Annotated in this window: 22 protein-coding genes; 16 read left to right on the top strand and 6 right to left on the bottom strand. The window is 73.1% G+C overall.

Features of this window, described 5'->3' with window-relative positions; translation table 11 throughout:
* The first annotated feature begins 260 nt into the window (after positions 1–260).
* The 6 genes from mtrA to IEZ07_RS08625 all read left to right on the top strand — a co-directional run bounded on the left by mtrA (position 261) and on the right by IEZ07_RS08625 (position 7,252).
* A complete protein-coding gene (gene mtrA, locus IEZ07_RS08650) occupies positions 261–938 on the top strand; it encodes an MtrAB system response regulator MtrA (RefSeq protein WP_030907316.1) in 678 nt (225 codons plus the stop codon).
* A 40-nt stretch (positions 939–978) separates the two neighbouring features.
* Complete coding sequence (mtrB, locus tag IEZ07_RS08645) at positions 979–2,718, top strand: MtrAB system histidine kinase MtrB (RefSeq protein ID WP_191894259.1); 1,740 nt, start codon at positions 979–981, stop codon at positions 2,716–2,718.
* Positions 2,708–4,495 carry an LpqB family beta-propeller domain-containing protein gene (locus IEZ07_RS08640; protein WP_084008002.1) on the top strand — a complete coding sequence of 596 codons (1,788 nt, stop codon included), beginning with the start codon at positions 2,708–2,710 and terminating at the stop codon, positions 4,493–4,495. Before mtrB ends, IEZ07_RS08640 begins: the two co-directional genes overlap by 11 nt.
* 85 nt (positions 4,496–4,580) lie before the next feature.
* Complete coding sequence (locus tag IEZ07_RS08635) at positions 4,581–5,285, top strand: ComF family protein (RefSeq protein ID WP_191894258.1); 705 nt, start codon at positions 4,581–4,583, stop codon at positions 5,283–5,285.
* Positions 5,286–5,805: 520 nt separating this feature from the next.
* Complete coding sequence (gene hpf / locus IEZ07_RS08630) at positions 5,806–6,453, top strand: ribosome hibernation-promoting factor, HPF/YfiA family (protein ID WP_191894257.1); 648 nt, start codon at positions 5,806–5,808, stop codon at positions 6,451–6,453.
* A 94-nt stretch (positions 6,454–6,547) separates the two neighbouring features.
* On the top strand, positions 6,548–7,252 hold the full coding sequence (locus tag IEZ07_RS08625; protein ID WP_189235314.1) for a response regulator: 705 nt from the start codon (positions 6,548–6,550) through the stop codon (positions 7,250–7,252).
* Between the two features lie 51 nt (positions 7,253–7,303).
* On the opposite strand, the gene IEZ07_RS08620 is transcribed toward IEZ07_RS08625, so the two are convergent.
* Positions 7,304–8,482, bottom strand: coding sequence for a winged helix-turn-helix domain-containing protein (locus IEZ07_RS08620; RefSeq protein ID WP_239319705.1), 1,179 nt, complete (start codon positions 8,480–8,482; stop codon positions 7,304–7,306).
* Positions 8,483–8,587: 105 nt separating this feature from the next.
* Complete coding sequence (locus IEZ07_RS35540; RefSeq protein WP_239319703.1) at positions 8,588–8,968, bottom strand: HGxxPAAW family protein; 381 nt, start codon at positions 8,966–8,968, stop codon at positions 8,588–8,590.
* 264 nt (positions 8,969–9,232) lie between these two features.
* Here IEZ07_RS35540 and secA point away from each other — a divergent pair, with 264 nt between their 5' ends.
* Entirely contained in the window at positions 9,233–12,031 is a 2,799-nt protein-coding gene (secA, locus tag IEZ07_RS08610; protein ID WP_068894578.1) for a preprotein translocase subunit SecA, read from the top strand.
* A 103-nt stretch (positions 12,032–12,134) separates the two neighbouring features.
* Here the strand turns inward: secA and IEZ07_RS08605 are convergent, their stop codons facing one another.
* On the bottom strand, positions 12,135–13,631 hold the full coding sequence (locus tag IEZ07_RS08605; RefSeq protein WP_191894256.1) for an MFS transporter: 1,497 nt from the start codon (positions 13,629–13,631) through the stop codon (positions 12,135–12,137).
* A 146-nt stretch (positions 13,632–13,777) separates the two neighbouring features.
* Between IEZ07_RS08605 and IEZ07_RS08600 the strand changes: the two genes are divergently transcribed.
* Entirely contained in the window at positions 13,778–14,371 is a 594-nt protein-coding gene (locus IEZ07_RS08600) for a helix-turn-helix transcriptional regulator (protein WP_068894579.1), read from the top strand.
* A gap of 99 nt (positions 14,372–14,470) precedes the next feature.
* On the opposite strand, the gene IEZ07_RS08595 is transcribed toward IEZ07_RS08600, so the two are convergent.
* From IEZ07_RS08595 to IEZ07_RS08585, 3 genes are all read right to left on the bottom strand, one after another.
* A complete protein-coding gene (locus IEZ07_RS08595; RefSeq protein WP_191894255.1) occupies positions 14,471–14,980 on the bottom strand; it encodes an Rv3235 family protein in 510 nt (169 codons plus the stop codon).
* 318 nt (positions 14,981–15,298) lie between these two features.
* On the bottom strand, positions 15,299–16,741 hold the full coding sequence (locus IEZ07_RS08590) for a PTS transporter subunit EIIC (RefSeq protein ID WP_191894254.1): 1,443 nt from the start codon (positions 16,739–16,741) through the stop codon (positions 15,299–15,301).
* 111 nt (positions 16,742–16,852) lie between these two features.
* Positions 16,853–17,593 (bottom strand): GntR family transcriptional regulator, encoded by a 741-nt coding sequence (locus IEZ07_RS08585; protein ID WP_189235309.1) that lies wholly within the window; start codon positions 17,591–17,593, stop codon positions 16,853–16,855.
* A gap of 161 nt (positions 17,594–17,754) precedes the next feature.
* On the opposite strand from IEZ07_RS08585, the gene IEZ07_RS08580 reads away from it, so the two are divergent.
* The 8 genes from IEZ07_RS08580 (at position 17,755) to IEZ07_RS08545 (ending at position 24,895) form a co-directional block, all read left to right on the top strand.
* Positions 17,755–18,789, top strand: a complete 1,035-nt coding sequence (locus IEZ07_RS08580) for an SIS domain-containing protein (protein ID WP_068894582.1) — start codon at positions 17,755–17,757, stop codon at positions 18,787–18,789.
* A gap of 46 nt (positions 18,790–18,835) precedes the next feature.
* Complete coding sequence (locus IEZ07_RS08575) at positions 18,836–19,072, top strand: PTS sugar transporter subunit IIB (RefSeq protein ID WP_191894253.1); 237 nt, start codon at positions 18,836–18,838, stop codon at positions 19,070–19,072.
* 208 nt (positions 19,073–19,280) lie between these two features.
* Entirely contained in the window at positions 19,281–19,727 is a 447-nt protein-coding gene (locus tag IEZ07_RS08570) for a PTS sugar transporter subunit IIA (RefSeq protein ID WP_191894252.1), read from the top strand.
* A 257-nt stretch (positions 19,728–19,984) separates the two neighbouring features.
* Positions 19,985–20,242, top strand: coding sequence for an HPr family phosphocarrier protein (locus IEZ07_RS08565; RefSeq protein ID WP_068894585.1), 258 nt, complete (start codon positions 19,985–19,987; stop codon positions 20,240–20,242).
* On the top strand, positions 20,239–21,924 hold the full coding sequence (gene ptsP, locus IEZ07_RS08560) for a phosphoenolpyruvate--protein phosphotransferase (RefSeq protein WP_191894251.1): 1,686 nt from the start codon (positions 20,239–20,241) through the stop codon (positions 21,922–21,924). Before IEZ07_RS08565 ends, ptsP begins: the two co-directional genes overlap by 4 nt.
* Positions 21,925–22,072: 148 nt before the next feature.
* Positions 22,073–23,413 (top strand): glycoside hydrolase family 3 protein, encoded by a 1,341-nt coding sequence (locus IEZ07_RS08555; protein ID WP_239319701.1) that lies wholly within the window; start codon positions 22,073–22,075, stop codon positions 23,411–23,413.
* An 85-nt stretch (positions 23,414–23,498) separates the two neighbouring features.
* The gene (locus tag IEZ07_RS08550; protein ID WP_068894590.1) at positions 23,499–24,143 is read left to right on the top strand and encodes an HAD family hydrolase; all 645 of its coding nucleotides are present in this window, start codon (positions 23,499–23,501) and stop codon (positions 24,141–24,143) included.
* A 245-nt stretch (positions 24,144–24,388) separates the two neighbouring features.
* The gene (locus tag IEZ07_RS08545; protein WP_191894250.1) at positions 24,389–24,895 is read left to right on the top strand and encodes a DUF6912 family protein; all 507 of its coding nucleotides are present in this window, start codon (positions 24,389–24,391) and stop codon (positions 24,893–24,895) included.
* Positions 24,896–24,948: the final 53 nt, after the last annotated feature.

The following is a 24,948-nucleotide window of genomic DNA, read 5'->3' as shown; positions in this document are numbered from 1 at the left end:
GAGGGATGGCAGAGACGCCGTCGTCTGCCGCAGACTGGGAAGGAGGCCGTCCCCGTCTCCCGGCGCCCGCAGTCGCCGGGGCGGAGGCGGCCGACGGGGTGGGGGATCGCCGTGTGTTCCACGTGGCGATACGCCTAAGATTCAGCACCCGGGCGGCCGAATGGTGGATCGTGTCATCTGGTGGCCGGACAAGGGTAACCTTCAGTAATCGTGTGGTTTGCCATAGATACTCCCTAACTGCGTAAAACGAATGAGGGGCCATGAAAGGACGCGTGCTGGTCGTCGACGACGACGCCGCTCTCGCCGAGATGCTCGGCATCGTGCTGCGCGGAGAGGGGTTCGAACCTTCCTTCGTCTCCGACGGGGACAAGGCGCTCGACGCGTTCCGCGACACCCGGCCGGACCTGGTGCTGCTGGACCTGATGCTGCCCGGCGCCGACGGCATCGACGTGTGCCGCAGGATCCGCGCGGAGTCCGGCGTCCCGATCGTCATGCTGACGGCCAAGAGCGACACCATCGACGTGGTGCTGGGCCTGGAGTCCGGCGCCGACGACTACATCGTCAAGCCGTTCAAGCCCAAGGAGCTGGTGGCCCGGGTCCGCGCGCGGCTGCGCCGCACGGACGAGCCGACGCCCGAGATCCTGCAGATCGGCGACATCACCATCGACGTGGCCGGCCACTCCGTCAAGCGGGAGGAGGAGACCATCAACCTCACCCCGCTGGAGTTCGACCTGCTGGTCGCGCTCGCCCGCAAGCCGCGCCAGGTCTTCACCCGCGAGGTCCTGCTGGAGCAGGTCTGGGGCTACCGGCACGCGGCCGACACCCGCCTGGTCAACGTGCACGTCCAGCGGCTCCGCGCCAAGATCGAGAAGGACCCGGAGCACCCGGAGATCGTGGTGACGGTCCGCGGCGTGGGCTACAAGGCCGGACCCGCCTGAAGAGCCCCCAGGCTCCTCCCGGCTCCCCTCGGAATCCGACATGGTCCCCGCGAAGAAGCACCGCCGCACCCCGCGCCAGCTGGTGCGGGGGGTCCGGCGGCGCACCCGGCGCGCCGCCGGCCGGCTGCGCCGGGTCTTCTGGCGCTCCCTGCAGCTGCGCGTGGTCACCAGCACCATGGTCATCTCCATCGTGGTGGTCGCGGTGCTGGGCGTCTTCCTCATGCAGCAGATCCAGCAGTCGGTGCTGGAGTCGCGGGTGCGGGCCGCGATCAGCGAGGCGCAGGCCGACCGCAACGCGGTCCTCGGCTTCCTGACCCAGCCGGAGAACGACACCTCCGAGCGCCCCGCCGACCAGGGGGAGGCGCCGCAGGGCGGAGGGGACAGCCCGCTCAGCCGGGCCACCCAGGCGCTGGCCGAGCGGGCGGGCTCGGCGAGCCGCTACTCGGTGATCATCCGCAACGAGAACCTGCCGGGGGAGTTCTTCGGGACCACCAACATCGACCCGCGGAGCGTGCCCGACCGGCTCCGCGCCGAGGTGAAGAAGAACGAGCCGGGCCGGAACGCCCCCTGGTTCCTCCCGCTGTACTACGAGGGCAGGGCCGACGCGGTCCCCGGAGTGGTGATCGGCACGCGCCTGGACACCATCGGCGCGCCGCGGCTCGACGGCGGTTACGAGATCTACCACCTGGTCCCGCTGGACCGCGAGGAGAAGATGCTGGGGTCGCTCCAGCAGATGCTCATCGTGGTCGGATCCGGGCTGGTGCTGCTGCTCGCCGCGATCGCCTCGCTGGTCACCCGGCAGGTGGTCATCCCGGTACGGCTCGCGCGGCAGGCCGCCGAGCGCCTGGCCTCCGGGAAGCTGGACGAGCGGCTCAAGGTGCGGGGCGAGGACGACCTCGCCCGCCTGGGCACCTCGTTCAACGAGATGGCGGCCAACCTGGCGCTCAAGATCCATCAGCTGGAGGAGCTCTCCCAGGTCCAGCGGCAGTTCGTCTCCGACGTCTCGCACGAGCTGCGCACCCCGCTCACCACCGTGCGGATGGCCGCCGACCTGCTCTACGACGCCCGCGAGGACTTCGACCCGATGGCCGCCCGCTCGGCGGAGCTGATGCAGAACCAGCTGGAGCGGTTCGAGTCGATGCTGGCCGACCTGCTGGAGATCAGCCGCTACGACGCGGGGGCCGCGACGCTCGACGTCGACTCGGTCGACGTGCGCGACGTGGTGCTGCGCGCCGTCGCCGACTCCGAGGCCCTGGCCGAGCGCCACTCCACCCGCTTCGACCTGCGCCTGCCCGGTGAGCCGTGCATGGCCGAGATGGACAGCCGGCGGGTCGAGCGCATCCTGCGCAACCTGCTGTTCAACGCGATCGAGCACGGCGAGGGCAGGGACGTCGTCGTCTCGGTCGGGGCCGACCGGGACGCGGTCGCGGTGGCGGTGCGGGACTACGGGGTGGGCCTGAAGCCGGGCGAGGAGACCATGGTCTTCGACCGGTTCTGGCGGGCCGACCCGTCCCGGGCGCGGACCATCGGCGGCACCGGCCTGGGCCTGGCCATCTCCCGCGAGGACGCGATGCTGCACGGCGGCTGGCTCCAGGCGTGGGGCGCGCCGGGCGAGGGGTCGCAGTTCCGGCTCTCGCTGCCCCGGACGGCCGGGGTCCCGCTGCGGGGGTCGCCGCTGCCGCTGGTCCCGCCGGAGGTGGAGATGCGGCGGACGTGGCGGGGACACATGACGCCGGTGCTCTCTCCGGCGGCGGCGGACGGAGGACAGGATGCGGACTAGCCGGACGCGGCGGCGCGCGGGCGCCGTGCTCCTGGCCGCCGCGCTGTCCTGGTCGGCGGCCGCCTGCTCGGTCGTGCCGACCGGCCGGTCCACGGTCGTGGAGGACCGGGACCAGGGCAACCCCCTCGACCCGCCGTACGCCCGGGTGATCGCCATGGAGCCGAACCCCTCCTGGACGCCCGAGCAGGTCGTCACGGGGTTCCGCGCCGCGATGGCGAGCATCGGCGACGTCCGGTACGCGGCCGCCCGCCGGTACCTCACCGACGACTTCGCCGCGCGGTGGAAGCCGGAGACCGGGGTGACGGTCTACCAGCCGGCCCCGTCCGTGACGGCGCCGCTGGCCGAGGGCGCCACGGAGGCCAGGGTCACGCTCAAGGGCGCCGTGACGGCGAGCATCGACCAGGACGGCCAGTACCGGCCGCGGGGCGGCACGCTGGACGAGCTCTTCACCCTCGTCAAGGGGCCCAAGGGCTGGCGGATCAGCGCGGGCCCGGACGGGCTGCTGCTCTCGCAGGCCGACGTCGAGCGGGCCTACGAGCCGGTGGACCTGTACTTCCTGGACACCAAGCGGCAGGGCCTGGTGATCGACCGGGTCCAGATGCCCGTCGACCCGGCCTCGACCCTCGCCAAGACGACGGTCGAGCGGTTGATCAAGGGGCCGAGCGGGTCCCTGCGGGGCGCGGTGGAGACGGCCTTCGACACCGGCACCGGGCTCATCGACGTCACCACGGAGAACAACCGGGTCGTCGTCGACCTGACCGAGGGGGTGCCCGCCGACCGGGCCGCCGCGATGTCCGCCCAGCTGGCGGGGACGCTCTCCAAGCTCGCCGGCGGTTCGAGCTTCGAGGTGCGGGTGAACGGCGAGCCGTACCGCTCCGGCGTCCCGCTGTACATCGACGCCCAGGAGCACCTGAGGTTCGACCGGTGGATGGCGGCGGTGGACGCCGCCCCGTACTACCTGCAGGACGGCGCCCTGCGGGTGCTGGGCAAGGAGAACGTCGGCGGCCCGGTGCCGGGCGGCGCCGGGCGGGAGTACACCGGTTCGCCCGCCGCCGCTCCGGCGATCAGCGGCTCCGCCCCGAGGCACGTGGCGGCGGTGTCCGAGGACGGCAGACGCATCTCCGTCGCACCGCTCACCCCCGACGGGCAGTGGGAGCAGTGGACCGTCGGCAACGACCTCGTCCCGCCCTCCTGGGACCGCTACGACTCGATGTGGACGGTGGACCGGACCGGCCCGCAGACCTCGGTGGTGCTGCGCCAGTACGCCGACGACAGGCGGCAGTACCGGGTGGCCGCGCCCGAACTGGACACGGTCGAGGTCACCGCGCTCAAGGTCGCCCGGGACGGGGTTCGGGTCGCGGTCGCGGTCAAGGACGGCACCGGGGAGAAGGTCATGATCGGCGCGATCGTCGGAGACCGCGCCGACAGCCGCATCGGCAACCTGCAGATCGCGATGGACGGCGACGAGAAGCAGACCATCGAGGACATCGCCTGGAAGGACGGCACGGCCCTCTACGTGCTGACCGGCAAGTCCGAGCTGTTCGAGGCCTCGCTCATCGCCGAGCCGTCGCAGAGCATCCCGTCGCCCCCCGGGATCCGGAGCATCGCCGCTCTGAACAAGAACAACTCGCTGCTGGCCGGGGTCGAGGACGACGACGGCAAGCTGCAGGTCCTCTACTGGGACGGGGACACCTGGGAGCCGCAGGTCAAGGACGAGAAGGGCGCCGCCGTCCTCGGCGGGGACGGCCCCGCCTTCCCGGCCTTCCCCCTGGGGTAGCCGGGGTTCCCCCTGGGGTGGTCGGGGGCCCCGCGGCATCGCCCGGCCCCCGGTTCTGTCGGTGGGACCTGGCATTTTGGTGTACGTGACGACCGCTCTGCTCGACCTCGTCCTGCCGCCGCGCTGCGCCGGGTGCGACGCGCCCGGCGTGCTCGTCTGCGCCCGCTGCACGGCGGAGCTGCGCGGCGAGCCCGCCCGCCGGATGCCGGTCCCGTCCCCGCCCGGCCTGCCCGACTGCTGGTCGGCCACCGTCTACGCCGGAGCCGCGCGCCGGGCGATCCTCGCCTACAAGGAGCACGGCCGCACGGCCCTGGCCCACCCGCTGGCCGGGGCCCTGGCGCTGGCGGCCGGCACCGCCGTGGGCGGGCACCCCGTGGTCCTCGTCCCGGTGCCCAGCGCCCGCCCGGCCCTGCGGCGGCGCGGGCACGATCCGGTGGCCCGGCTGGCCGTGCTCGCGGCCGGCTACCTCCGGGCCGCGGGCTGGCCCGCGAGCGCGGCGCAGGTGCTCGCCCAGCGTCGCCGGGTCGCCGACCAGGCGGGGCTGAACGCGCTCCAGAGAGCCGAGAACCTCTCCTCGGCGTTCCGCCTCGCCCCCGGGGCCGGTGCGTCCATGGCGGCCCTCCTGGAGAGCGGGACGGTGATCGTGCTCGTCGACGACGTCGTGACGACCGGTGCGACGCTCGCGGAGGCCGCGCGGACGCTCCGCGCGGCGGGCGCCGAGTCGGCGGTCGCCGTCACGGTGGCGGCGACACGCCGACGGGGGCGGGCGCGCGACGATCACTCCCGGTAAAAGGCGGGTCAAGTATCGGTCCCGTCCGCGGACCCCGCCTCCGTGTCCCAATCGCAGCTCCGGTGCCCTGCGGAGGACATGAGAAGGCTTCACGTAAGGGATGGCGCATCGCAGAAGCGGTCATCTCCGGCGCCCCGAACCCCTGGATGAATCACCCAAAGTGATCCTCGGGACGGTTGCCAGGCTGACATTCGGTCGCGATACGGATAGCGTCAAGACATGGCACCCGCCCGGGTCCGTGGTTGCACCGGATCGACTCCCGCAAGGGGGCCGGTCCGGCTAGCCGATGCCAGCCGCAGGCGAAACGGTCCACGTAAGGCGACTTTTTGTCGACCGATCACGGTGCGGCTTAGAGGTAAGTCCTGCCTTCCCGAGGAGCCAGATGTTCCTCGCCAGAAGAGAAGGGCAGTAGTGGCAAAGAGCTGCGAGACCCTCAGCAGGCGGATGTGGGGACGAAGACCAGGTCGGCCGGGCGGGTGCCGCAGCAGTACCACAGTCGAGAGCCTAAGGGGGGCTGTGCATGGACATCATCGTCAAGGGTCGGCACACCGGAGTGAGTGACCGATTCCGCGACCATGTGACGACCAAGCTGGCCAGGATCGAGCGTCTGGACCAAAAACTCATCCGCGTCGACGTGGAGGTGTCCAAGGAGCGCAACCCGCGCATGGCCGATCAGCGTGAGCGGGTCGAGCTCACCATCCACTCCCGCGGTCCCGCGGTCCGGGCGGAGGCCTCGGCCGAGGACCGCTTCTCCGCCCTCGACATCGCCCTCGGCAAGCTGGAGGGCAGGCTCCGGCGCCTGGCCGACCGGCGCAAGGTGCACCACGGCACGTCGGTCGCCGAGCTGACCGCCGCGGCGGTGGCCGAGTCCTTCGAGGCCGACGGCGCCGGGATCCGGCTGCAGGCGGCGGAGGAGGAGCCGGAGGCCGGCGGCGAGGTCCTCGAGGACAAGACCATCGTCCCGATCGAGATGGAGGGCGACGGCCCCCTGGTGGTCAGGGAGAAGTTCCACAAGGCCGACCCGATGACCATCGACCAGGCCCTCCTGGAGATGGAGCTGGTGGGCCACGACTTCTACCTCTTCCGCGACAAGGAGAGCGGCCTGCCCAGCGTCGTCTATCTGCGCAAGGGCTACAACTACGGCGTGTTGCGGCTCGTGGAGCCCTGACCGCAGCGTTCGAAGATCCTCTCCGACCAACCCGAGGACCCTGAACCCGTGTAATCATGGCGGTCCAACGGCTCTGGCCCCCCGAGGAGGAGGCGTGACGGAACCCGACGAGGCGGCCCGCGCTGCCGAGCGCGGCGACCCGATCCGCGTGCTGATCGTCGACGATCACGCGCTGATCCGCCGCAGCCTGGAGATGGCTCTGGCCGCGGAGGCGGACATCGAGGTGGTCGGCGAGGCGAGCGACGGGCAGGAGGCGGTCGAGCTCGCCGACCGCCTCACCCCCGACGTCGTGCTCATGGACGTCCGGATGCCCCGGCGGAGCGGCATCGAGGCCACCCGCGAGATCAAGGCCTCCGCGCCGAGCATCCGGATCATCATGTTGACCGTCAGCGACGAGGAGGAGGACCTCTTCGAGGCGATCAAGGCGGGGGCCACCGGCTACCTGCTGAAGAACGTCCAGCTCGACGAGGTCCCCGAGGTCGTGCGCGGCGTCCATGAGGGGCAGTCGCTCATCAACCCGGCGATGGCCACGAAGCTCATCAACGAGTTCGCGACCATGAGCCGGAAGGAGGCCGAGCGGCCTCCCCAGCTCCCCGTCCCCCGGCTGACCGACCGGGAGATGGAGGTGCTCCGCCTGGTGGCCAAGGGGATGAACAACCGCGAGATCGCCAAGCAGCTGTTCATCTCCGAGAACACCGTGAAGAACCACGTCCGCAACATCCTGGACAAACTCCAGCTGCACTCGCGGATGGAAGCGGTGGTCTACGCGGTCCGGGAGCGGATGCTCGAGATCACCTGACCGCGCGGCGGCCGGGACCCGGCCGCCGCACGATCCGCGGCGCCCCGCAGGTCAGGGGATCGCCGCGGCGAGGGCCTGGCGGAGGGCGGGCTCGGCGCGCTCGACGCGGACGGCGTCGCAGCCGACCCAGCCCGCCGCCTCGCGCAGGGCCTCGGCCAGCGGCTCGACCGCCCTGCGCGGGTCGATCCCCGGCTCGACACCGATCTGGCGGGCGACGAGGGTGGAGCCCTCGCGCGCCGGGTCGACCCGGCCGATCAGCCGCCCCCCGCTCAGCACGGGCATCGCGAAGTAGCCGTGGACGCGCTTGTCCTTGGGGACGTACGCCTCCAGGCGGTGGTTGAAGCCGAACACGCGGGCGGTGCGGGCGCGGTCCCAGACCAGCGAGTCGAACGGCGAGAGCAGGGTGGTCCGGTGGCGGCCCCGGGCCGGCGCCGCCAGCGCCGCCGGGTCGGCCCAGGCCACCGCCGAACGACCGGTCCAGCCCTCGACCCGCACCTCGGCGAGCCCCGCGGCGCCGTCCGCGAGCGCCGCGTCGAGCAGCGCGGCGTGCGGGCCGGTCAGGCGGAGGAAGTCGACGAGGTCGGCCCGGGTGGCGACGCCGAGGGCGCGGCCGGCCGTGCGGGCGAGGCGGGCGACGCACTCGGCGTCGGCAGGGTCCTCGGCCAGCAGGGCGGCGGGCACGGCCCGCTCGGCGAGGTCGTAGACGCGGCGCCAGCCGACGCGCCGGGTGCAGACCACCTCTCCGGTGTCCAGCAGCCACTCGATGGCGATCTTGGTGTCGGACCAGTCCCACCAGGGGCCGCCGTTCTTGGCGCCGCCGAGGTCGGTGGTCGTGACGGGGCCGCTCTCGCGCACCTGCTCCAGCACCTTGTCCACGACCGGCGGGACCTCGTGCCAGCGGTACTTCCGCTCCCGGAACGCGCGCCGCCGGAAGGCGTAGAGGGGCCAGTCGTCGAGGGGCAGGATGCAGGCGGCGTGGCACCAGTATTCGAAGGCGCGGGGCGGGACGTCCCAGTAGGCCTGCTCGACCTGCCGCCTGCCGACCGCGCCGAGACGGGCGTAGGCAACGAGCTCGTGGGAACGGGCCAGCACGGAGATCGTGTCGAGCTGGACGGCGCCCAGGCGGCGCAGGGCGGCGGAGGCGCCGCCGCGGCGGGCGTCGGCGCCCAGGAGACCCTGGGCGCGCAGGATGATCCGGCGGGCCTCGTCGGCGGGGAGCGTGACCGTCACGGCCGCCCCCCCGAGGGGATCCAGGGGGGAACGATGAAAACACCGCATCAGCATGAGGCGAGGCTAACGCCTCACACCGACGAGAACACTACGGCGGTGTTCCGGTCAGCCGAGGACGCCCTCCTGCCGTCCGGCCCGGGTGCGGGGGGCGTCGACGACGACGTCGCCGAAGGCGCCGAAGGCCAGCAGCAGGACCCCGCCCAGCGCGCACACCGCCGCGCCCAGCCAGAAGACGAACCAGTCGGGACCGGCGGTCAGCCCGAAGCCCCCGATGGCGAAGCCCAGCACGCTCACCGTCACGGCCAGCCAGGAGGAGGCCCTGCCTCCGTGGCCGCCGGAAGCCCCGCGCCCCCGGTCGCCGTGGCCGCTGTGGCCGCCGTGGTCGTCACGGCCGCCGCGGTCTCCGCGACCGTCGCGGCCGTGGCCGCTCCCGTGGCCGCTCCCGTGGCCGGTCTCGGGCGCTGGGCCGGGTGCGGTCTCGGTCACGTTCCACGTCTCCTCGTGCAGGGTGGTGCGTCCGCCGTCTTTTTCGTGCGACGTGCGACAGCAGGCGACCTACCCCTCCACGCTGGGCCGTACTCCCCGCGAAGGGGACGCGGGAACGCTCCGGGAACACCATGGCCGCGGGGCGCGTCATCCATGGTGGATGTGTCCGGTGGTGGAACCGCCTACGATGGCAGCGGAGAACCATGTCTCGTCCTCATCCGGGCCTGTCCGGCCGCGGAAGACCTGCGAGGAGCTTTACCTAAAGTGCCAGCCTTTCTCGACAAGATTCTTCGCGCAGGCGAAGGCAAGCTTCTGCGTAAGCTCAAGCGGATCGCCGACCAGGTCAATTCCATCGAGGACGACTTCACGAGCCTCACCGACGCCGAGCTGCGCGCGCTCACCGAGGAGTACAAGCAGCGCCACGCCGACGGCGAGTCCCTCGACGATCTGCTTCCCGAGGCCTTCGCCACCGTCCGCGAGGCGGCCCGCCGCGTGCTGGGCATGCGCCACTTCGACGTGCAGATCATGGGCGGGGCCAACCTGCACATGGGCAACATCTCCGAGATGCGCACCGGTGAGGGCAAGACCCTGACCTGTACGCTCCCGACCTACCTCAACGCGCTGTCCGGCAAGGGCGTGCACGTCATCACGGTCAACGACTACCTGGCCAAGCGCGACGCGGAGGAGATGGGCCGCGTCCACCGCTTCCTCGGGCTCGAGGTCGGCGTGATCCTGGCCAACATGCCGCCGGACGAGCGCCGCAAGCAGTACAACGCGGACATCACCTACGGCACGAACAACGAGTTCGGCTTCGACTACCTGCGCGACAACATGGCCTGGTCGCTGGAGGAGTGCGTCCAGCGCGGCCACAACTTCGCGGTCGTCGACGAGGTCGACTCGATCCTCATCGACGAGGCCCGGACCCCGCTGATCATCTCCGGTCCGGGCGAGCAGTCCGGCAAGTGGTACGGCGAGTTCGCCAAGATCGTTCCCCGGCTCCGCAGGGGCACCGAGGGCAAGGACGGCGAGGAGAGCACCGGCGACTACGCCGTCGACGAGAAGAAGCGCACGGTCGGCATCTTCGAGTCCGGCGTGGAGAAGGTCGAGGACTGGCTCGGCATCGACAACCTCTACAAGCCCGAGCACACCCACCTGGTCGGCTTCCTCAACAACGCGCTGAAGGCCAAGGAGCTCTACAAGAAGGACAAGGACTACATCGTCGTCGACGGCGAGGTCCTGATCGTCGACGAGTTCACCGGCCGCGTCCTGCACGGCCGCCGCTACAACGAGGGCATGCACCAGGCCATCGAGGCGAAGGAAGGCGTCAAGATCAAGGACGAGAACCAGACTCTCGCCACGATCACGCTGCAGAACTACTTCCGCCTCTACGAGACGCTCGCCGGCATGACCGGCACCGCGGCCACCGAGGCCAACGAGTTCCACCAGACCTACAAGCTCGGCGTCGTCCCGATCCCGACCAACCGCCCGATGATCCGCAAGGACCAGCCGGACGTGGTCTACAAGACCGAGGACGCCAAGTTCCAGGCCTGCGTTGAGGACATCGCCGAGCGTTACGAGAAGGGCCAGCCGGTCCTGGTCGGCACCACGAGCGTGGAGAAGTCCGAGCGGCTGTCCAGGGAGCTCAAGCGCAGGGGCGTCAAGCACGAGGTGCTCAACGCCAAGAACCACGCGCGTGAGGCCTCCATCGTCGCCGAGGCGGGCCGCAAGCACGCCGTCACCGTCGCCACCAACATGGCCGGCCGCGGCACCGACATCAAGCTCGGCGGCAGCACCGAGTTCCGCGCCGACCAGGAGCTGCGCAGCCGCGGCCTGGACCCGGTCGAGACGCCGGAGGAGTACGAGAAGGCCTGGGCCGAGGCGCTGGAGAGGGCCAAGGCGGCCGTCAAGGCCGAGCACGAGGAGGTCACCGAGCTCGGCGGCCTCTACGTCCTGGGCACCGAGCGGCACGAGTCGCGCCGCATCGACAACCAGCTCCGCGGTCGATCCGGCCGGCAGGGCGACCCGGGCGAGTCGCGCTTCTACCTCTCGCTCGAGGACGACCTGATGCGCCTGTTCAACTCGGCCCGGGTCGAGATGATCATGACGCGGCTGAACATCCCGGACGACGTCCCGATCGAGTCGGGCATCGTCTCCAAGGCCATCGCCTCCGCCCAGCACCAGGTCGAGCAGCAGAACTTCGAGATCCGCAAGAACGTTCTGAAGTACGACGAGGTCATGAACCGGCAGCGCAAGGTGATCTACGCCGAGCGCCGCCGCGTGCTGGAGGGCGCGGACCTGCACGAGCAGATCCGCGGCTTCGTGGGCGACGTCATCGACGACTACATCGCCGGCGCCACCGCCGAGGGCTTCGCCGAGGAGTGGGACCTCGACAAGCTGTGGAAGGCGCTCGGCCAGCTCTACCCGATCACCCTCACCGTCGACGGCGTCGTCGAGGAGGCCGGCAGCCGCGAGGAGCTGTCCGCCGGGTTCCTCGCCGAGAAGGTCAAGGCCGACGCCCTGGCCGCCTACGACCGCCGCGAGGAGGAGCTCGGGCCGGAGGCCATGCGCGAGCTGGAGCGCCGGGTCATCCTGTCGGTCCTGGACCGCAAGTGGCGCGAGCACCTCTACGAGATGGACTATCTCCAGGAGGGCATCGGCCTGCGCGCGATGGCCCAGCGCGACCCGCTGATCGAGTACCAGCGCGAGGGCTTCGACATGTTCTCCCAGATGCTCGAGGGCATCAAGGAGGAGTCGGTCGGCTACCTGTTCAACCTCGAGGTCGAGGTGCAGACCAGCCCGATCGTCGAGGAGGCGGCGGCCGACGAGGACGAGTCGGTCGCGGAGGCCCGCTCCATCATCGCCCGCGGCCTGCGCGGTCCGCAGCGGCCCAGCGAGCTGCAGTACACCGCGCCCGGCGAGACCGGTGAGGTGGAGCACACCCGGGTCAGCACGAAGGAGGAGCGGGACGCCTACGGCGACGTCGAGCGCAACGCTCCCTGCCCCTGCGGCTCCGGCAAGAAGTACAAGCGCTGCCACGGCGACCCGAAGCACGCGGGGGCCTGATCCTGCGGCCACGGGACATCCGGTGAGCCCGGCGTCCGGGCGGTAGGAGAGCGGCCGGTGGCGGCGGCGGACTTCGGTCCGCCGCCGCCATTCGTGTTCTCCGTCAGCCTCTGCCGGGGTCGGCGCCCGTGCGGATCCGCGCTGCCCGCGTCTTCTGGTCCGGTCCGGCGTCCGCGCGTGCGTGCGCCGCCTCCCCGTCCCCGTCCGGTTCGGCGCCCGCCTCCGGTCTCCGGCGCGCACCGGCGGCCGGGGCCGCCATGGCCACGGCGAGCACGACCAGCCCGCAGCCGGCGACGAGGAGCCAGCCGGGACGCGCCGCCTGGGCGAGATGCGCGGGTGGGGCGTTGGCGATGACGCCGCCGGCGACGGCGATGCCGAGGGCCGAGCCGAGCTGGCGGGCGGTGGAGGTGATCCCGCCGGCGACGCCTGCGCGGGCGGACGGCAGGCCGCTGACCGCGGTGTTGGTGATCGGCGCGTTGGCGAACCCGAATCCGACGCCGACGAGGAGGCAGGCGAGGGAGAGCGACCGGACGTCGGTGTGGTCGCCGGTGCCGACGAGGCAGAGACCGCCGGCCGTGATGAAGCCCCCCGCGAGCAGCAGCGGCGGGCGCGCGCCGAAACGTCCGGTGAGCAACCCGGAGAGCGGCGCGCAGACGGTCGCCGCGACGGCCATCGGGAGCGTGACGACCCCCGCAGCCAACGGGGTCATGCCTCTGGCGTCCTGGAGGTAGAGGGTGGTGAGCAGCAGGGTGGCGCTGAGGGCGACGAAGACGGTGACCGCGCCGACGACGGCGGCGGTGAACGGCGGTCGGCGGAACAGCCGGGGATCCACGAGCGGCTCGGCGCGTCGCGACTCGATCCGTACGAAGGCAGCGGCCGCGACGGCGGTGACGACGCAGCCGGCGACCGCCGCGGGCGAGTCCCACCCGATGTGCGGTCCCTCGATCAGCACGGCGACCGCTCCCCCGACCACGACGGTCAGCAGCAGCTGCCCGGGGCCGTCGAACCGGCGCGGCCGTTCCGCGCGGGACTCCGGCACGAAGACCGCCGTCAGCGCCAGGGCCAGGGCGACGATCGGCACGTTGATCCAGAAGACCGACCGCCAGCCGAACTCCGAGACCAGCGCGCCGCCCACGACGGGCCCGGCGGCCATGCTGGCGCCGAAGACGGCCGCCCACACGCCGATCGCGCGGGCCCGCTCCCTCGGCTCGGTGATCGCGTTGACGACGATCGCGAGCGCCACCGGGCTGAGCATCGACCCGCCAACCCCCTGCACCGCGCGGGCCGCGACCAGCACGCCGACGGTCGGTGCGAGCGCGCACGCCGCGGACGCGGCGCCGAAGACGGCCAGCCCGAGCCGGAACACGCGCCGCCGTCCGATGCGGTCGGCCAGCGCGCCGGACGAGATGAGCAGGCCGGCCAGCACGAGCGTGTACGCGTCGACCACCCACTCCAGCCCGCGGGTCCCCACCTGCAGGCCGGCGCCGATCGACGGCAGGCCGACGTTCACGGCCGTCGTGTCCAGCCCGACCAGGAACAGGCTCAGGCAGCAGACCGCCAGCACCGTCCAACGCTCGGGCACGCCGGATTCCGTTTTCATGATCACTCCTCACGTGGCGCCGCGCAGACGCTCGCGGCCTCGGGACCCCGCGGGCCCGGATGACAATGTCGGGCCGCCGGGAACGGATCGGGTAGGAATTTTGCGAAGATTGCAAAGAACCCGCGGGCCCGGCCAGACTGCCGGGCATGGACGCCGAACTGGAGCAGACGCTCGCCGCCATCGGTCCGCGCCTGCGCGCGCTGCGCCGTGACCGCGGCATGACCCTTGAGGCGCTGTCGGCGGCGACCGGCATCTCGGTCAGCGGCCTGTCGCGGGTCGAGTCCGGCAGGAGACGCCCGACCCTCGAACTCCTCATACCGATCGCGCGGGCGCACCGCGTCGCGCTCGACCGGCTCATCGCCGCCCCGGCGACCGGCGACCCGCGGGTCCACCTGACCCCGCGCCGGCACCGCAACGGAAGCGTCCTGGTGCCGCTGACGCAGTATCCGGGCCGTCTGCGGGTCTTCAAACAGGTGATCGCCCCCAAGCCCCGCAAACTCGTCACCCACGCCGGCTACGAGTGGCTCTTCGTCCTCGCGGGCGAGCTGCTGCTGGTGCTCGGGGAGCGCGAGCTCACGCTCCGCCCCGGCGAGGTGGCCGAGTTCGACACGGCCGAGCCGCACTGGTTCGGCCCGAGCGGCGACACCCCCGTCGAGATCCTCCACATCTTCGGCCCACAGGGCGACAAGGCCCGGGTGCGTGCGCGCCCGGCGGCTCTCCGGCGCCACGAGCCCGGCTGAGCGCCCACGCCGCTTCCTGACCCGGGCCGCTTCCTGACCCGGGCGGTGGATGCTCCCGCGGGGTTCCCGGCCCCCGGTACGGGGGCCGGGAACGGCGAGTCAGGGGGTCGTCTCGAAGCCGGTGCACAGCCACTGCACGCCCCGGCGCTCCAGCCTGAGGGCCAGCCCGCGGGAGCGCTCGCCGCAGCGTACGAGCACGCACATCTCCACCGCCCCGTCGCGGGGCTGGGAGATGTGCGGCGCGCCCACCAGCGGGGGCCGAGGGCAGTCGATGATCTTCCCTGTGCGGATCAGTTCCGCGTGGGCCCGGCGGGTCAGGTGGCGGGCGACGCTCGCCGGGGGCCGTCGTCCGGCCAGGATCTCGGCCACCGCCTGCGCCAGGGCCCGCAGCCGCCGCTCGTCCGGGGCCGCGCCGGGCGGCCCCCAGACCAGCGGCCGCCGGATCGCGGGGGCGGCGGGCTCCGGCTCGTGGGCGAGGGCGAGGGTGCCCTGCACGTACGGCGGAGCGGCCGGGGACGTGCGGACGGCCCGCTCGTCGTCGCCGGGCGGCTCGGCCAGGGGCGACGGGGCGATCCGGGGGAGTGGCACGGGGGACGGCGCGGGGGACATGGCGACTCCGGTTCGAAGGTTCGGTGCGGAACTGACACCTCTAGGAGTTTCCGGTCCCCCGCCCAGATACGTCGCGCACCAGCTTTCCGGAGAACTGCGGCCGTTCCGTCCGTTGTGCGGAGAAGATCGCCTCAAGCTGGAGTGGTTCCCGCCCACAGGGAAACGGGTTCCGGACGCGTTCGCGGTTTCCGGAGGATGACCGGAACCGGTTTCACGGAGTCGACAGGGGTTCCCGAGAGGGGGGGCGGGGCCAGGAGCCGGCCGGGGTTCCCCGGAGGAGGGTCCGGAGGACGGTGGGGTTCCCGGGAGGGGGCGGGTTCAGGAGCCGGCGGCTCCGGGCGCGCGGCCCGGCGACGCATCGCCGGAGCCGCCGGGGCCATCGGAGTCCATGTTCGGTTCGGGCGCGCGGCCCGGCGACGCGTCCCCGGAGCCGCCGGAGCCGCCGGAGCCGCCGGAGTCCATGTCCGGCTCGGGCTCGCGGCCCGGCGTCATGATGTCCAGGCGTCTGATCAGGAAGCCGAACACCGCGTAGTAGACCACCGCGTAGACCAGTCCCATGGCGATGAGGACCGGCACCCCGTGCGCGTTCGGGGCGGTGCCGTACAGGCCGAGGTCGATCAGGCCGGAGGAGAAGCCGAAGGCGAGCTTGGCCCCCAGCGCCGAGGCGACGGCCAGGGAGACGCCGGTCAGAACGATGTGCGCGACGAACAGGACCGGCGCCACGAAGATGAAGGCGAACTCGATCGGCTCGGTGATCCCGGTGAGGAAGGCGGTGAGCGCGGCCGAGACCATGATGGAGCCGACCGCGGTGCGCCGGTGCGGCGGGGCGGCCCGCCAGATGGCGATCGCCGCGGCGGGCAGGCCGAACATCAGGACCGGGTAGAAACCGGCCTCGAAGCCGCCGTAGCCCTGGACGCCGTTGTTGAAGCAGACCAGGTCGCCCGCGAGCCGCTTGCCGGTCTCCGTCACGCAGGCGGGGACCTGGGTCCAGACGATGTTGTTGACGATGTGGTGCAGGCCGAGGGGGAGCAGCGCCCGGTTGACCATGCCGTAGACGCTGGCTCCGAGCGTGCTGTTCTCGGCGAGCCAGACCCCGAAGGCGCGGACCCAGCCGCCCAGGACGGGCCAGACGAACCCGACGGCCACCCCGATCACCAGTCCGGCGAAGGCGGTGAGGATCGGGACCAGGCGGCGGCCGCTGAAGAACGCCAGCGCGGTGGGGAGCTTCGTCCGGTGGAAGCGCTGCCAGAGGGTCGCGGAGACCAGGCCCATGGCGATGCCGCCGAGCACCCCGGTCGGGTTCTGCGCGCCGAGGTCGAGCACGATCTTCGGTACGCCCGGGGTGGACGGGTCGAAGACCTGCGTGGTGATCGACTCCTTCAGGCCGTCGTCGAACAGCGTGAAGAACATCTTCATGCTGACGGCGTGGAAGACGAGGTAGCCGACGAGCCCGGCCAGTGCGGTGGAGCCGTCGGCCTTCCTGGCGAACCCGATGGCCACGCCGATCGCGAACAGGACGGGCAGGTTGTCGAAGAGCGTGCCGCCCGCGGTGCCGAGCACGTGGGCGGCGTCGTCGAGGAAGGCGTTGTCCGTACGGCCGAGCAGGTCGTCCTGGCCCAGCCGGAGCAGCAGACCGGCGGCGGGGAGAACCGCGATCGGGAGCATGAGCGAGCGGCCCAGCCGCTGGAGCACGCCCATCACGGCGGAGCCGGGGCCCGGTCCGGACCCGGACGCCGCCGCGCCCGCTGAGGTGGAGCTCATCGATTGCCTCCAGCGTGCAGATCCCCGCCCTCGGGCCGGGAGCGTGTGACCGGGCGTTTCCCCGGTGGGCGGGCGGGGCCGGGCGGGCCGGGAGGGGCCGCGAGGGCGGGGTCAGGCGCGGCGCGCCGGCGTCTCCAGCACCGTGCGGAGCTGGTAGCGGTCAGCGCGGTAGGTGGAGACGCCGAGTTCGGCGCAGACGCCCCCGGCGAACGAGCGCCGCTGGAGCAGCAGGACGGCCCCGCCGCGCGGCAGCTTCAGCAGGTCGGCGTCGCCGGGGTCGGCGATGCCCGCGTCGATGGTCAGCTCGCCCGCGTCGAGCATCAGCCCGTAGCGGGTCTCCAGCAGGGCGTAGAGGGAGCGGCCGGTCAGGTCGTGGGCGGCGAGGTCCGGCGCGAGGGAGACGGGGATGTGGGCCCGCTCGATGCACATGGGTTCACCGGCCGCGGTGCGCAGCCGCTCGATGAAGTGCACCTCGTCACCCGGCTGGATGCCCAGTTCCCTGGCCAGGTGGGCGCTGGCGCGCACCACCCGGCGGTCCAGGTCGCGCGAGCCGGGCTCCATGCCGCGGGCGCGCATCTCGTCGCTGAACGAGGTCAGCCGGAGCGGCATCTCGATCTTGGGACGGGCCACGAAGGTGCCCTTGCCCGCGACGCGCTGCAGCCTGCCCTCGGAGACCAGGTGGTCGACCGCCTGCCGTACGGTCATGCGGGAGAGCCCGAAGCGCTGGCAGAGCTCGCGCTCGGACGGGATCGCCGTGCCGATGGCCAGTTCGTGGCTGTCGATGAGGTCGAGCAGGATCTCGCGGAGCTGGAAGTACTTCGGGATCGGGCTGTCCGGATCGATCTGCGCCATGGGATTCCGCCCCCTCTCGATATGGAATGTCTGATGGGCTATGGTTCGTACTGGTCTAGTCCGGACTAGACCACAGGCCGGAAAAGGGTGTCAACGTACGGACCGGCGACGGATCGATAACGGCCCGATCGCGCCTGTCCGAGCCGAAGGATGAGCGCGAGATGACGACCAAGATGCGCAGCGAGATCGCCGAGCAGCCCGCTGCGTTGCAGGCCACGCTGGACGCCCTTCTCCCCAGGGTCGGGGAGGTGGAGCGCCTGGCGCGGGAGACCCGGCAGCTGCTGTTCGTCGCCCGTGGCACCTCCGACAACGCCGCAGTCTACGGCCGATACCTCGCCGAGGCGCACACGGGCCGCCTGTCCACCCTCGCCGCCCCCTCGATCGCCACCACCTACCGGCGCCGGCTCGACCTCGACGGCGTGCTGGCCGTCGGCCTGTCCCAGTCGGGCCGGACCGAGGAGATCGTCGAGACCCTCGCCTGGGCGAAGGACTGCGGCGCCAGGACCGTGGCGATCACCAACGGCGGTGAGGAGAGCCCGCTGGCGCAGGCCGCCGACCTCGCCCTGTGCACCCTGGCGGGCGAGGAGAAGGCCGTCCCGGCGACCAAGACCTACACCACCCAGCTCGCCGCGCTGGCCGTGCTCGGCCTCGGTCTGGGCGCCGACGTCGACCCCGGCGACCTGCGGCGGGTCCCCGAGGCCGTGGAGAAGCTGATCGGGGACCCGGGCGACCTGGACGACGTCGTGGAGGGGCTGGCGGACAAGCCGGGCGTCGTGGTCTCCGGCCGCGGCCTGGCCTTCTCCACCGCCCTGGAGACGGCGCTCAAGCTGAAGGAGGCCTGCTACCTGCACGCCATGGGCCTGTCCTACGCCGACCTGCTGCACGGCCCGATCGCCGTGGTGGACGCCGACACCCCGGCGATCCTGGTCGCGGCCGGGGACGGCCCGACCCTGGACGGCACCGTGGCGCTCGCCGAGCGGGTCGTCGGTGCCGGCGCCGCGGCCTTCACCGTGGGCGGCGGACCCCGGCTCGCGGCGGCCGGCACGGCGGCGCTGAACGGGCCCGACCTGCCCGAGTGGGTCGCCCCGCTCGGCCTCGTCGTCCCCGGCCAGCTGCTCACCGAGGCGCTCTCGCGGCGGCTGGGGATCGACCCCGACGCGCCGCGCGGCCTCAACAAGGTGACCCAGACGGACTGACGCCCGGACCTAGTCTGGTCGGGGACCGTCGAAGCAGGAGGACGACATGGCGGCAGACGCCGACGCGATCATCGCGGGGCTCGGTGGCGCGGAGAACATCATCGACATCGAACCGTGCATCACCCGGCTCCGGACCGAGGTGCGCGACGCCTCGAAGGTCGACCAGGCCGCGCTGCGGGCGGCCGGCGTCCACGGGGTCATGGCCGCGGGCAACGTCGTCCAGGTGGTGGTGGGGCCCCAGGCCGACACCATCGCCGGGGACATCGAGGACATCATCGGCTGAGGGCCCGGCGGGGGCCCGTTCCGGCGGGCCCGCCCGGACCACCGGGGTCCGCCCGGGCCGCCGGAGCCGCCGGGGTCGGCCCGGACCACCGGAGCCGCCGGGGTCCGCGGGCCGAGGAGCGCGGTGCGGGTCGAGGAGTGCGGTGCAGGCCGAGGAGTGCAGTGGACCGTCCCCGCCGGCGCGGGCACGTACGGCCCGAGGGAGGGTGATGACCGCAGTTCTGGCCCCGGTCGCGGGGACGGCCGTCGGCCTCACGGCGGTTCCCGATCCCGTGTTCTCCGAAGGGCTGGTCGGGCCGGGGGCGGCGATCGACCCGGCGCGCCGACCCGGCCGGGTGGTCTCGCCCATCGCGGGGCGGATCCACAAGCTGCACCCGCACGCGTTCGTGGTGGTGGGGGACGACGGCCGGGGGATCCTGGTCCACCTGGGTATCGACACCGTGCAGCTGCGGGGGGAGGGCTTCGAGCTGCTGGCCGCCGAGGGCGACCGGGTGAGCGCGGGCCAGCCCGTGGTGGCCTGGAACCCCGCCGGGATCGAGGCGGGGGGACGTTCCCCGGTCTGCCCGGTGGTGGCGCTGGACGCGTTCGCCGAGGCCGTCACGGAGATCGCCGACGGGATCGTGGACGCCGGGGACGAGCTGTTCCGATGGGCCTGAGGCCCGGGTGCGACGGCGGTGGAGGCGGAAAGTGGATCTTCGGGAAGAATAGGACTTAAGTGCAATTTGCGCTCTCGGGGGGAACGAGGCCCCGTGACCCGGTCTCGCGGAGGAGGGAGATCGGGGCGCGGGGCGGAAGCGCCGGAGGCCGCGGGCTCGTCCCGCGGCCGTGGTCCGGCGGGGCCGACCGGCCCTCCCCGGCCATACGGCGAGCCGGGTGGTCTAGACCACCCGGCCGGATCTTTCAGGAGGAGCCCGTGCCCGAGCGTCACGTCATCGTCAAGGCCGAGGTCGGCCTGCACGCCCGCCCCGCGGCGACGTTCGTGCAGACCGCGGCCAAGGCCGCGCTGGACATCACGGTCGCCAAGGCCGGAGGCAAGCCGGTCAACGCCAAGAGCATCCTCGGCGTCCTCTCGCTCGACGTCCGCCAGGGCGACACCGTGGTGATCAGGGCGGAGGGCGAAGGGGCGGAGGAACTCCTCGACCGGCTGGCGGAGATCGCCTCGGCGCCATGAGCGGGACGCTCCAGGGGATCGGAGTGAGCCCCGGCGCCGGGTTCGGACCCGCCCACGTGATGTCCCGGGCGGTCCCGCCGCCTCCGGCGGACGTCCCGCACGGCGGGGACGCCGGAGCGGAGCGGGACCGGGCGCTCCTGGCGCTGGAACGGGTCGCCGCGGACCTCCAGGAGCGGGGGGAGCGGGCCGGCGGCGAGGGCGGCAAGATCCTTCAGGCCCAGGCCCTGATGGCGCGCGACCCCGGCCTGTCGGACGGGGTCGCCGAGCTGGTCCGGGCCGGGAAGAGCGCCGCCCGCGCGGTCTACGAGGGATTCGGCCGCTACCGGAGCATGCTCGCCGAGGCCGGCGGCTACCTGGGCGCCCGCGTCGCCGACCTGGACGACGTCCGGGACCGCGCGCTCGCGGTCCTGGAGGGCCGACCGGTGGCGGACGCGCCGCCCGCCGGGGCGGAGCCGTACGTGCTCGTCGCCCGCGACCTGGCTCCGGCGGACACCGCGCTGCTCTCCCCGGACCAGGTGGCCGCGTTCGTCACCGAGGAGGGCGGCCCGACCAGCCACACCTCGATCATCGCGCGGGCGATGGGCGTGCCGGCCGTGGTGGCGTGCCCCGGCGCGACCGCCGTCGCCCCGGGCACGCCGGTGCTCGCCGACGGCTCCTCGGGCCTGGTACGGCTCGCGCCCTCCGGCGAGGAGGTGTCCGCCGCCCGCGGGGCCGCCGCCGCCCGCCGGGCCGCGCTCGCGGCGGTCACCGGCCCCGGCGCGACCGCGGACGGGCACGCCGTGCCGCTGCTGGCCAACATCGGCGGGCCCCAGGACCTGGCGGACGCGCTGGAGCACGGCGCGGAGGGCGTCGGGCTCTACCGGACCGAGTTCCTCTTCCTGGGCCGGGCGGAGGCGCCGTCCGCCGAGGAGCAGGAGGCGGCCTACCTGGAGGTGCTGGAGGCGTTCCCCGGCGGGCAGGTCGTCGTGCGCACGCTCGACGCGGGGGCGGACAAGCCGCTGGCGTTCCTGCCGCCGCCGGGCGAGGAGCCGAACCCGGCGCTGGGGGAGCGCGGGATACGGCTCCTGCGGCTCCACCCCGAGGTGATGGAGACCCAGCTGGCCGCCCTGGCGCGGGCGGCCTCCCGGAGCACGGCCGTGCTCCGGGTGATGGCCCCGATGGTGGCGACCGCCGAGGAGGCGGCCCTGTTCGCGGCCGCGTGCCGGGAGGCGGGCCTGGCGTCCGCAGGCGTCATGATCGAGGTGCCCTCCGCCGCCCTGCGCGCCGCCGACCTGGCCGCCGAGGCCGATTTCTTCTCGGTCGGCACCAACGACCTGGCGCAGTACGCCTTCGCCGCCGACCGCCAGGTGGCCGCGCTGGCCGCGCTGCACGACGCCTGGCAGCCCGCCCTGCTCGATCTGGTCGCCCTGGCCGCGGCCGGGGCCGCCGGGCGGGACCGGCCGTGCGGGGTGTGCGGAGAGGCCGCCGGGGACCCGGTCCTCGCCTGCGTGCTGGTCGGGCTCGGCGCGGCCTCGCTGTCGATGAGCGCTCCCGCGCTGCCCGCCGTACGGGCGGCCCTGGCGCGGCACAGCCGGGAGCAGTGCCGGCTCGCCGCACGGGCCGCGCGAGCGGCCGCCTCGCCCGCACAGGCGCGGGACGCCGCCCGGGCGCACCTGCCGGGCCTGTCCGGGCTGGGGCTCTGAAGCGTCCGGGACGCTCCTGGCGGTGGGGGCCTTCAGGACGCCGGGGACGTCCAGCCTGGGGCGCGAAGGGCCCGGTGGGACCGGCGGGAGCTAAAGAGACGGCGAAGCGCCGGGCCGTCCGGTCGCCCGCGCGGATAGCGTGGTCGCCATGGTTCGGTGCATTCGTACGACGGGTCTTGCAGTGATCGTGACGATGGCGGCCGGCTGCGCCGGTTCGGGGGCCGCCTCTCAGGCCTCCGGCGGCCCCTCCGCGGGCAGGGCGAACGAGGCCGCCCCGGCGGTGCGGGAGACGGCCGCCGCCCGGCCGGAGGCGACCTCCGCGGGCTCGGCGCGCTCGTCCTCCCCGGTGGAGGACGTGCTCGCCGGGATGAGCGTGGAGGAGAAGGTCGGCCAGCTCTTCATGCCCGTCCTGTACGGCTCGTCGGCCACCGCCTCGTCCGGGGAGAACCAGGCCCGCTTCGGCGCGGCCACGCCGGCCAAGGTGATCGCCAAATACCGGCCCGGCGGGGTGATCCTGTTCCCCTGGGCGGACAACGTGAAGAACGTCCGGCAGCTCGTCGCGCTGACCAACGGCATGCAGAAGGCCTCGCCGGAGATCCCGCTGCTCGTCGGCGCCGACCAGGAGAACGGGCAGATCTCCCGGCTCGCGCCGCTGGTCACCGAGCTGCCCGCGGCTAAGGTGATCGGCTCCACCGGCGACCCCTCGCTCGCGCGCAGGGCCGCCGAGGTGACCGGGACCGAGCTGCGGGCGCTGGGAGTCAACCTCGACTTCGCCCCGGTCGCCGACGTGAACGTCAACCCCCGCAACCCGGTGATCGGCCCGCGCGCCTACGGCTCGGACCCGAAGAAGGTCGCGCCGATGGTCGCCGCCGCGGTCAGGGGCTTCCACGACGCCGGGGTCGCCGCCACGGCCAAGCACTTCCCCGGCCACGGCGACACGAACGTCGACAGTCACACCGGCCTCCCGGTGATCAAGCACTCCCGCTCCCAGTGGTCGAAGCTGGACGCGCCGCCGTTCGCCGCCGCCATCGAGGCGGACGTCGACGCGATCATGAGCGCCCACGTGGTCATGCCGAAGCTCGACCCGTCGGGGGACCCGGCCACGCTCTCCAAGCCGATCCTGACCGGGCTGCTCCGCGAGAAGCTCGGCTTCCAGGGCGTCGTCTCCACCGACGCGCTGAACATGGCGGGCGTGCGCGAGAAGTACGGCGACGGCGAGGTGGCCGTGCGGGCCGTCCTGGCCGGGGCGGACCTGCTGCTGATGCCGCCGGACTACCCGAAGGCGCACGGGGCGGTGCTGGCCGCGGTGCGGTCCGGCCGGATCTCCGGCGAGCGGCTCGACGAGTCCGTGCGGCGGCTGCTGAAGCTGAAGGCCGCCCGGGGCCTCCTGGCGAAGGCCCCGGTGGCGGACCCGGCCGAGGCGGAGCGGGTGCTGCGCTCGGCCGCGCACCGCAAGGTCGCCTCGCTGATCACCTCCAGGGCCCGGTAGGACCCGGTCGCCTTCGGCGCCCGCCCGGTTCCGCCTCCCCGTCGGCTGCGCCTACCCTGTAACCCGTTCCAGACGAGGAGGCGGGATGTTCAAGGGCGTGCTGATCGACTGGGGCGGTGTTCTCACCACCGGGCTGCGTGAGGCGATCGACGTGTGGATCGCCGCCGAGCGGATCGACCCGGACCGCTACCGCGACGTGATGCGTGAGCTGATCATGCACGCCTACGAGGGCGCCGCGGACGGGGAGAACACGATCCACGCGCTGGAGCGCGGCGAGATCTCCGCCCTGGACTTCGAACAGGACCTGGCGAGGAGGCTGCTCACGCTGGACGGCGTGCCGCCGGTCGCCGAGGGGTTGCTGACCCGGATGTTCGCCGGTTTCCAGCCGGTCCAGCCGATGTACGACATGCTGGCCGCCGCCCGCGCCGCCGGCCTGAAGACCTGCCTGCTCTCCAACTCCTGGGCCAACGACTACCCCCGGGACGCGTGGGAGGACCTCTTCGACCACGTGGTCATCTCCGGCGAGATCGGCATGCGCAAGCCGGAGCCGCGGATCTTCCGGCACACCCTGGACCTGGTGGGGCTCTCCGGCCCCGAGTGCGTGTTCGTGGACGACATCGAGGCCAACATCGCGGCGGCCCGCGCGCTGGGGATCACCGGGGTGCACCACAGGGACGCCGAGACGACCATCACCGAGCTGGAGGGGCTCCTCGGCGTCTCCCTGCGCTGAGGGCGGCCTGCCCGGTGCCCGTGCCCGGCGTTCGAGCCCCGCGAGGGGGCGTGCCCGCCGTACCCACGGGGCCCGCAGGGCCCGCTGTGCCTACCGCGCCCGCGGGGCCCGTCCGGAGCCCGGCTCGCCGCCGGGGGACCGGATCTCGCGGCCGGGCCGAGGAGACTGGCAGACTCGGGTGTCATCCGGCGCCGGCCTTCGCCGCCGCGCCGCAGCAGAGATCGTATGAGCAGATCGAGGAACGGATGCGCGTCTACCTGCCGGCCACGCTCCCGGCGCTGGCCCGCGTGGCCACCGCGAAGGAGTTCGGCCCGGCCCCGCTGACCGGTTACGCGGTGACCCCCGCGCTGATCGAGTGGTACGCCTCGGGCGACACCGAGGAACTGGAGTACGTCGCCCTGACCGACGCGGCCAGGGCGTCCCTGCGGATGCTGGCCGCCGACCGCGCCGACGGCGTGGAGGCCGCCGCGCGCCGGGTGGTGATCGCGGCGGAGGTGCCGGACGAGGCCGTGGCCGTGGGCGCCGACCTCGCCGAGCGGTCGCGGGTGCGGCTCGCGCGCGCGGTCGCACTGGAGGAGATCGCCGCCGTCCACGTCGATGAGCAGTCGGCCGCCGCCGACGTCGAGGCCGCCGTCGCCGCACTGCCCGCCGCCGACGCCGGCGACGACGACGCGCGCTTCACCGTGGACGGCGCCGAGGCCCACGAGCTCCTGTGGTACGCCACCCAGGAGATCTCCGACCTGGTCGGCTGAGGTCCCGCCCCGGTTTTATCCCGGTGCGGGGCACGCGGAGCGCTGACTAGTCT

The organism is Planomonospora parontospora, from assembly GCA_014647935.1.
Lineage (GTDB): Bacteria > Actinomycetota > Actinomycetes > Streptosporangiales > Streptosporangiaceae > Planomonospora > Planomonospora parontospora.
This window is presented reverse-complemented; position numbering and strand designations above follow the sequence as displayed.

What these genes read in the sequence shown, in the direction of transcription:
- mtrA (WP_030907316.1), top strand. Translation starts at nt 261, where the DNA reads ATGAAAGGACGCGTGCTGGTCGTCGACGACGACGCCGCTCTCGCCGAG.
- mtrB (WP_191894259.1), top strand. Translation starts at nt 979, where the DNA reads ATGGTCCCCGCGAAGAAGCACCGCCGCACCCCGCGCCAGCTGGTGCGG.
- IEZ07_RS08640 (WP_084008002.1), top strand. Translation starts at nt 2,708, where the DNA reads ATGCGGACTAGCCGGACGCGGCGGCGCGCGGGCGCCGTGCTCCTGGCC.
- hpf (WP_191894257.1), top strand. Translation starts at nt 5,806, where the DNA reads ATGGACATCATCGTCAAGGGTCGGCACACCGGAGTGAGTGACCGATTC.
- IEZ07_RS08605 (WP_191894256.1), bottom strand. Translation starts at nt 13,631, where the DNA reads ATGAAAACGGAATCCGGCGTGCCCGAGCGTTGGACGGTGCTGGCGGTC.
- IEZ07_RS08600 (WP_068894579.1), top strand. Translation starts at nt 13,778, where the DNA reads ATGGACGCCGAACTGGAGCAGACGCTCGCCGCCATCGGTCCGCGCCTG.
- IEZ07_RS08595 (WP_191894255.1), bottom strand. Translation starts at nt 14,980, where the DNA reads ATGTCCCCCGCGCCGTCCCCCGTGCCACTCCCCCGGATCGCCCCGTCG.
- IEZ07_RS08590 (WP_191894254.1), bottom strand. Translation starts at nt 16,741, where the DNA reads ATGAGCTCCACCTCAGCGGGCGCGGCGGCGTCCGGGTCCGGACCGGGC.
- IEZ07_RS08585 (WP_189235309.1), bottom strand. Translation starts at nt 17,593, where the DNA reads ATGGCGCAGATCGATCCGGACAGCCCGATCCCGAAGTACTTCCAGCTC.
- IEZ07_RS08580 (WP_068894582.1), top strand. Translation starts at nt 17,755, where the DNA reads ATGACGACCAAGATGCGCAGCGAGATCGCCGAGCAGCCCGCTGCGTTG.
- IEZ07_RS08575 (WP_191894253.1), top strand. Translation starts at nt 18,836, where the DNA reads ATGGCGGCAGACGCCGACGCGATCATCGCGGGGCTCGGTGGCGCGGAG.
- IEZ07_RS08570 (WP_191894252.1), top strand. Translation starts at nt 19,281, where the DNA reads ATGACCGCAGTTCTGGCCCCGGTCGCGGGGACGGCCGTCGGCCTCACG.
- ptsP (WP_191894251.1), top strand. Translation starts at nt 20,239, where the DNA reads ATGAGCGGGACGCTCCAGGGGATCGGAGTGAGCCCCGGCGCCGGGTTC.
- IEZ07_RS08555 (WP_239319701.1), top strand. Translation starts at nt 22,073, where the DNA reads ATGGTTCGGTGCATTCGTACGACGGGTCTTGCAGTGATCGTGACGATG.
- IEZ07_RS08550 (WP_068894590.1), top strand. Translation starts at nt 23,499, where the DNA reads ATGTTCAAGGGCGTGCTGATCGACTGGGGCGGTGTTCTCACCACCGGG.
- IEZ07_RS08545 (WP_191894250.1), top strand. Translation starts at nt 24,389, where the DNA reads ATGCGCGTCTACCTGCCGGCCACGCTCCCGGCGCTGGCCCGCGTGGCC.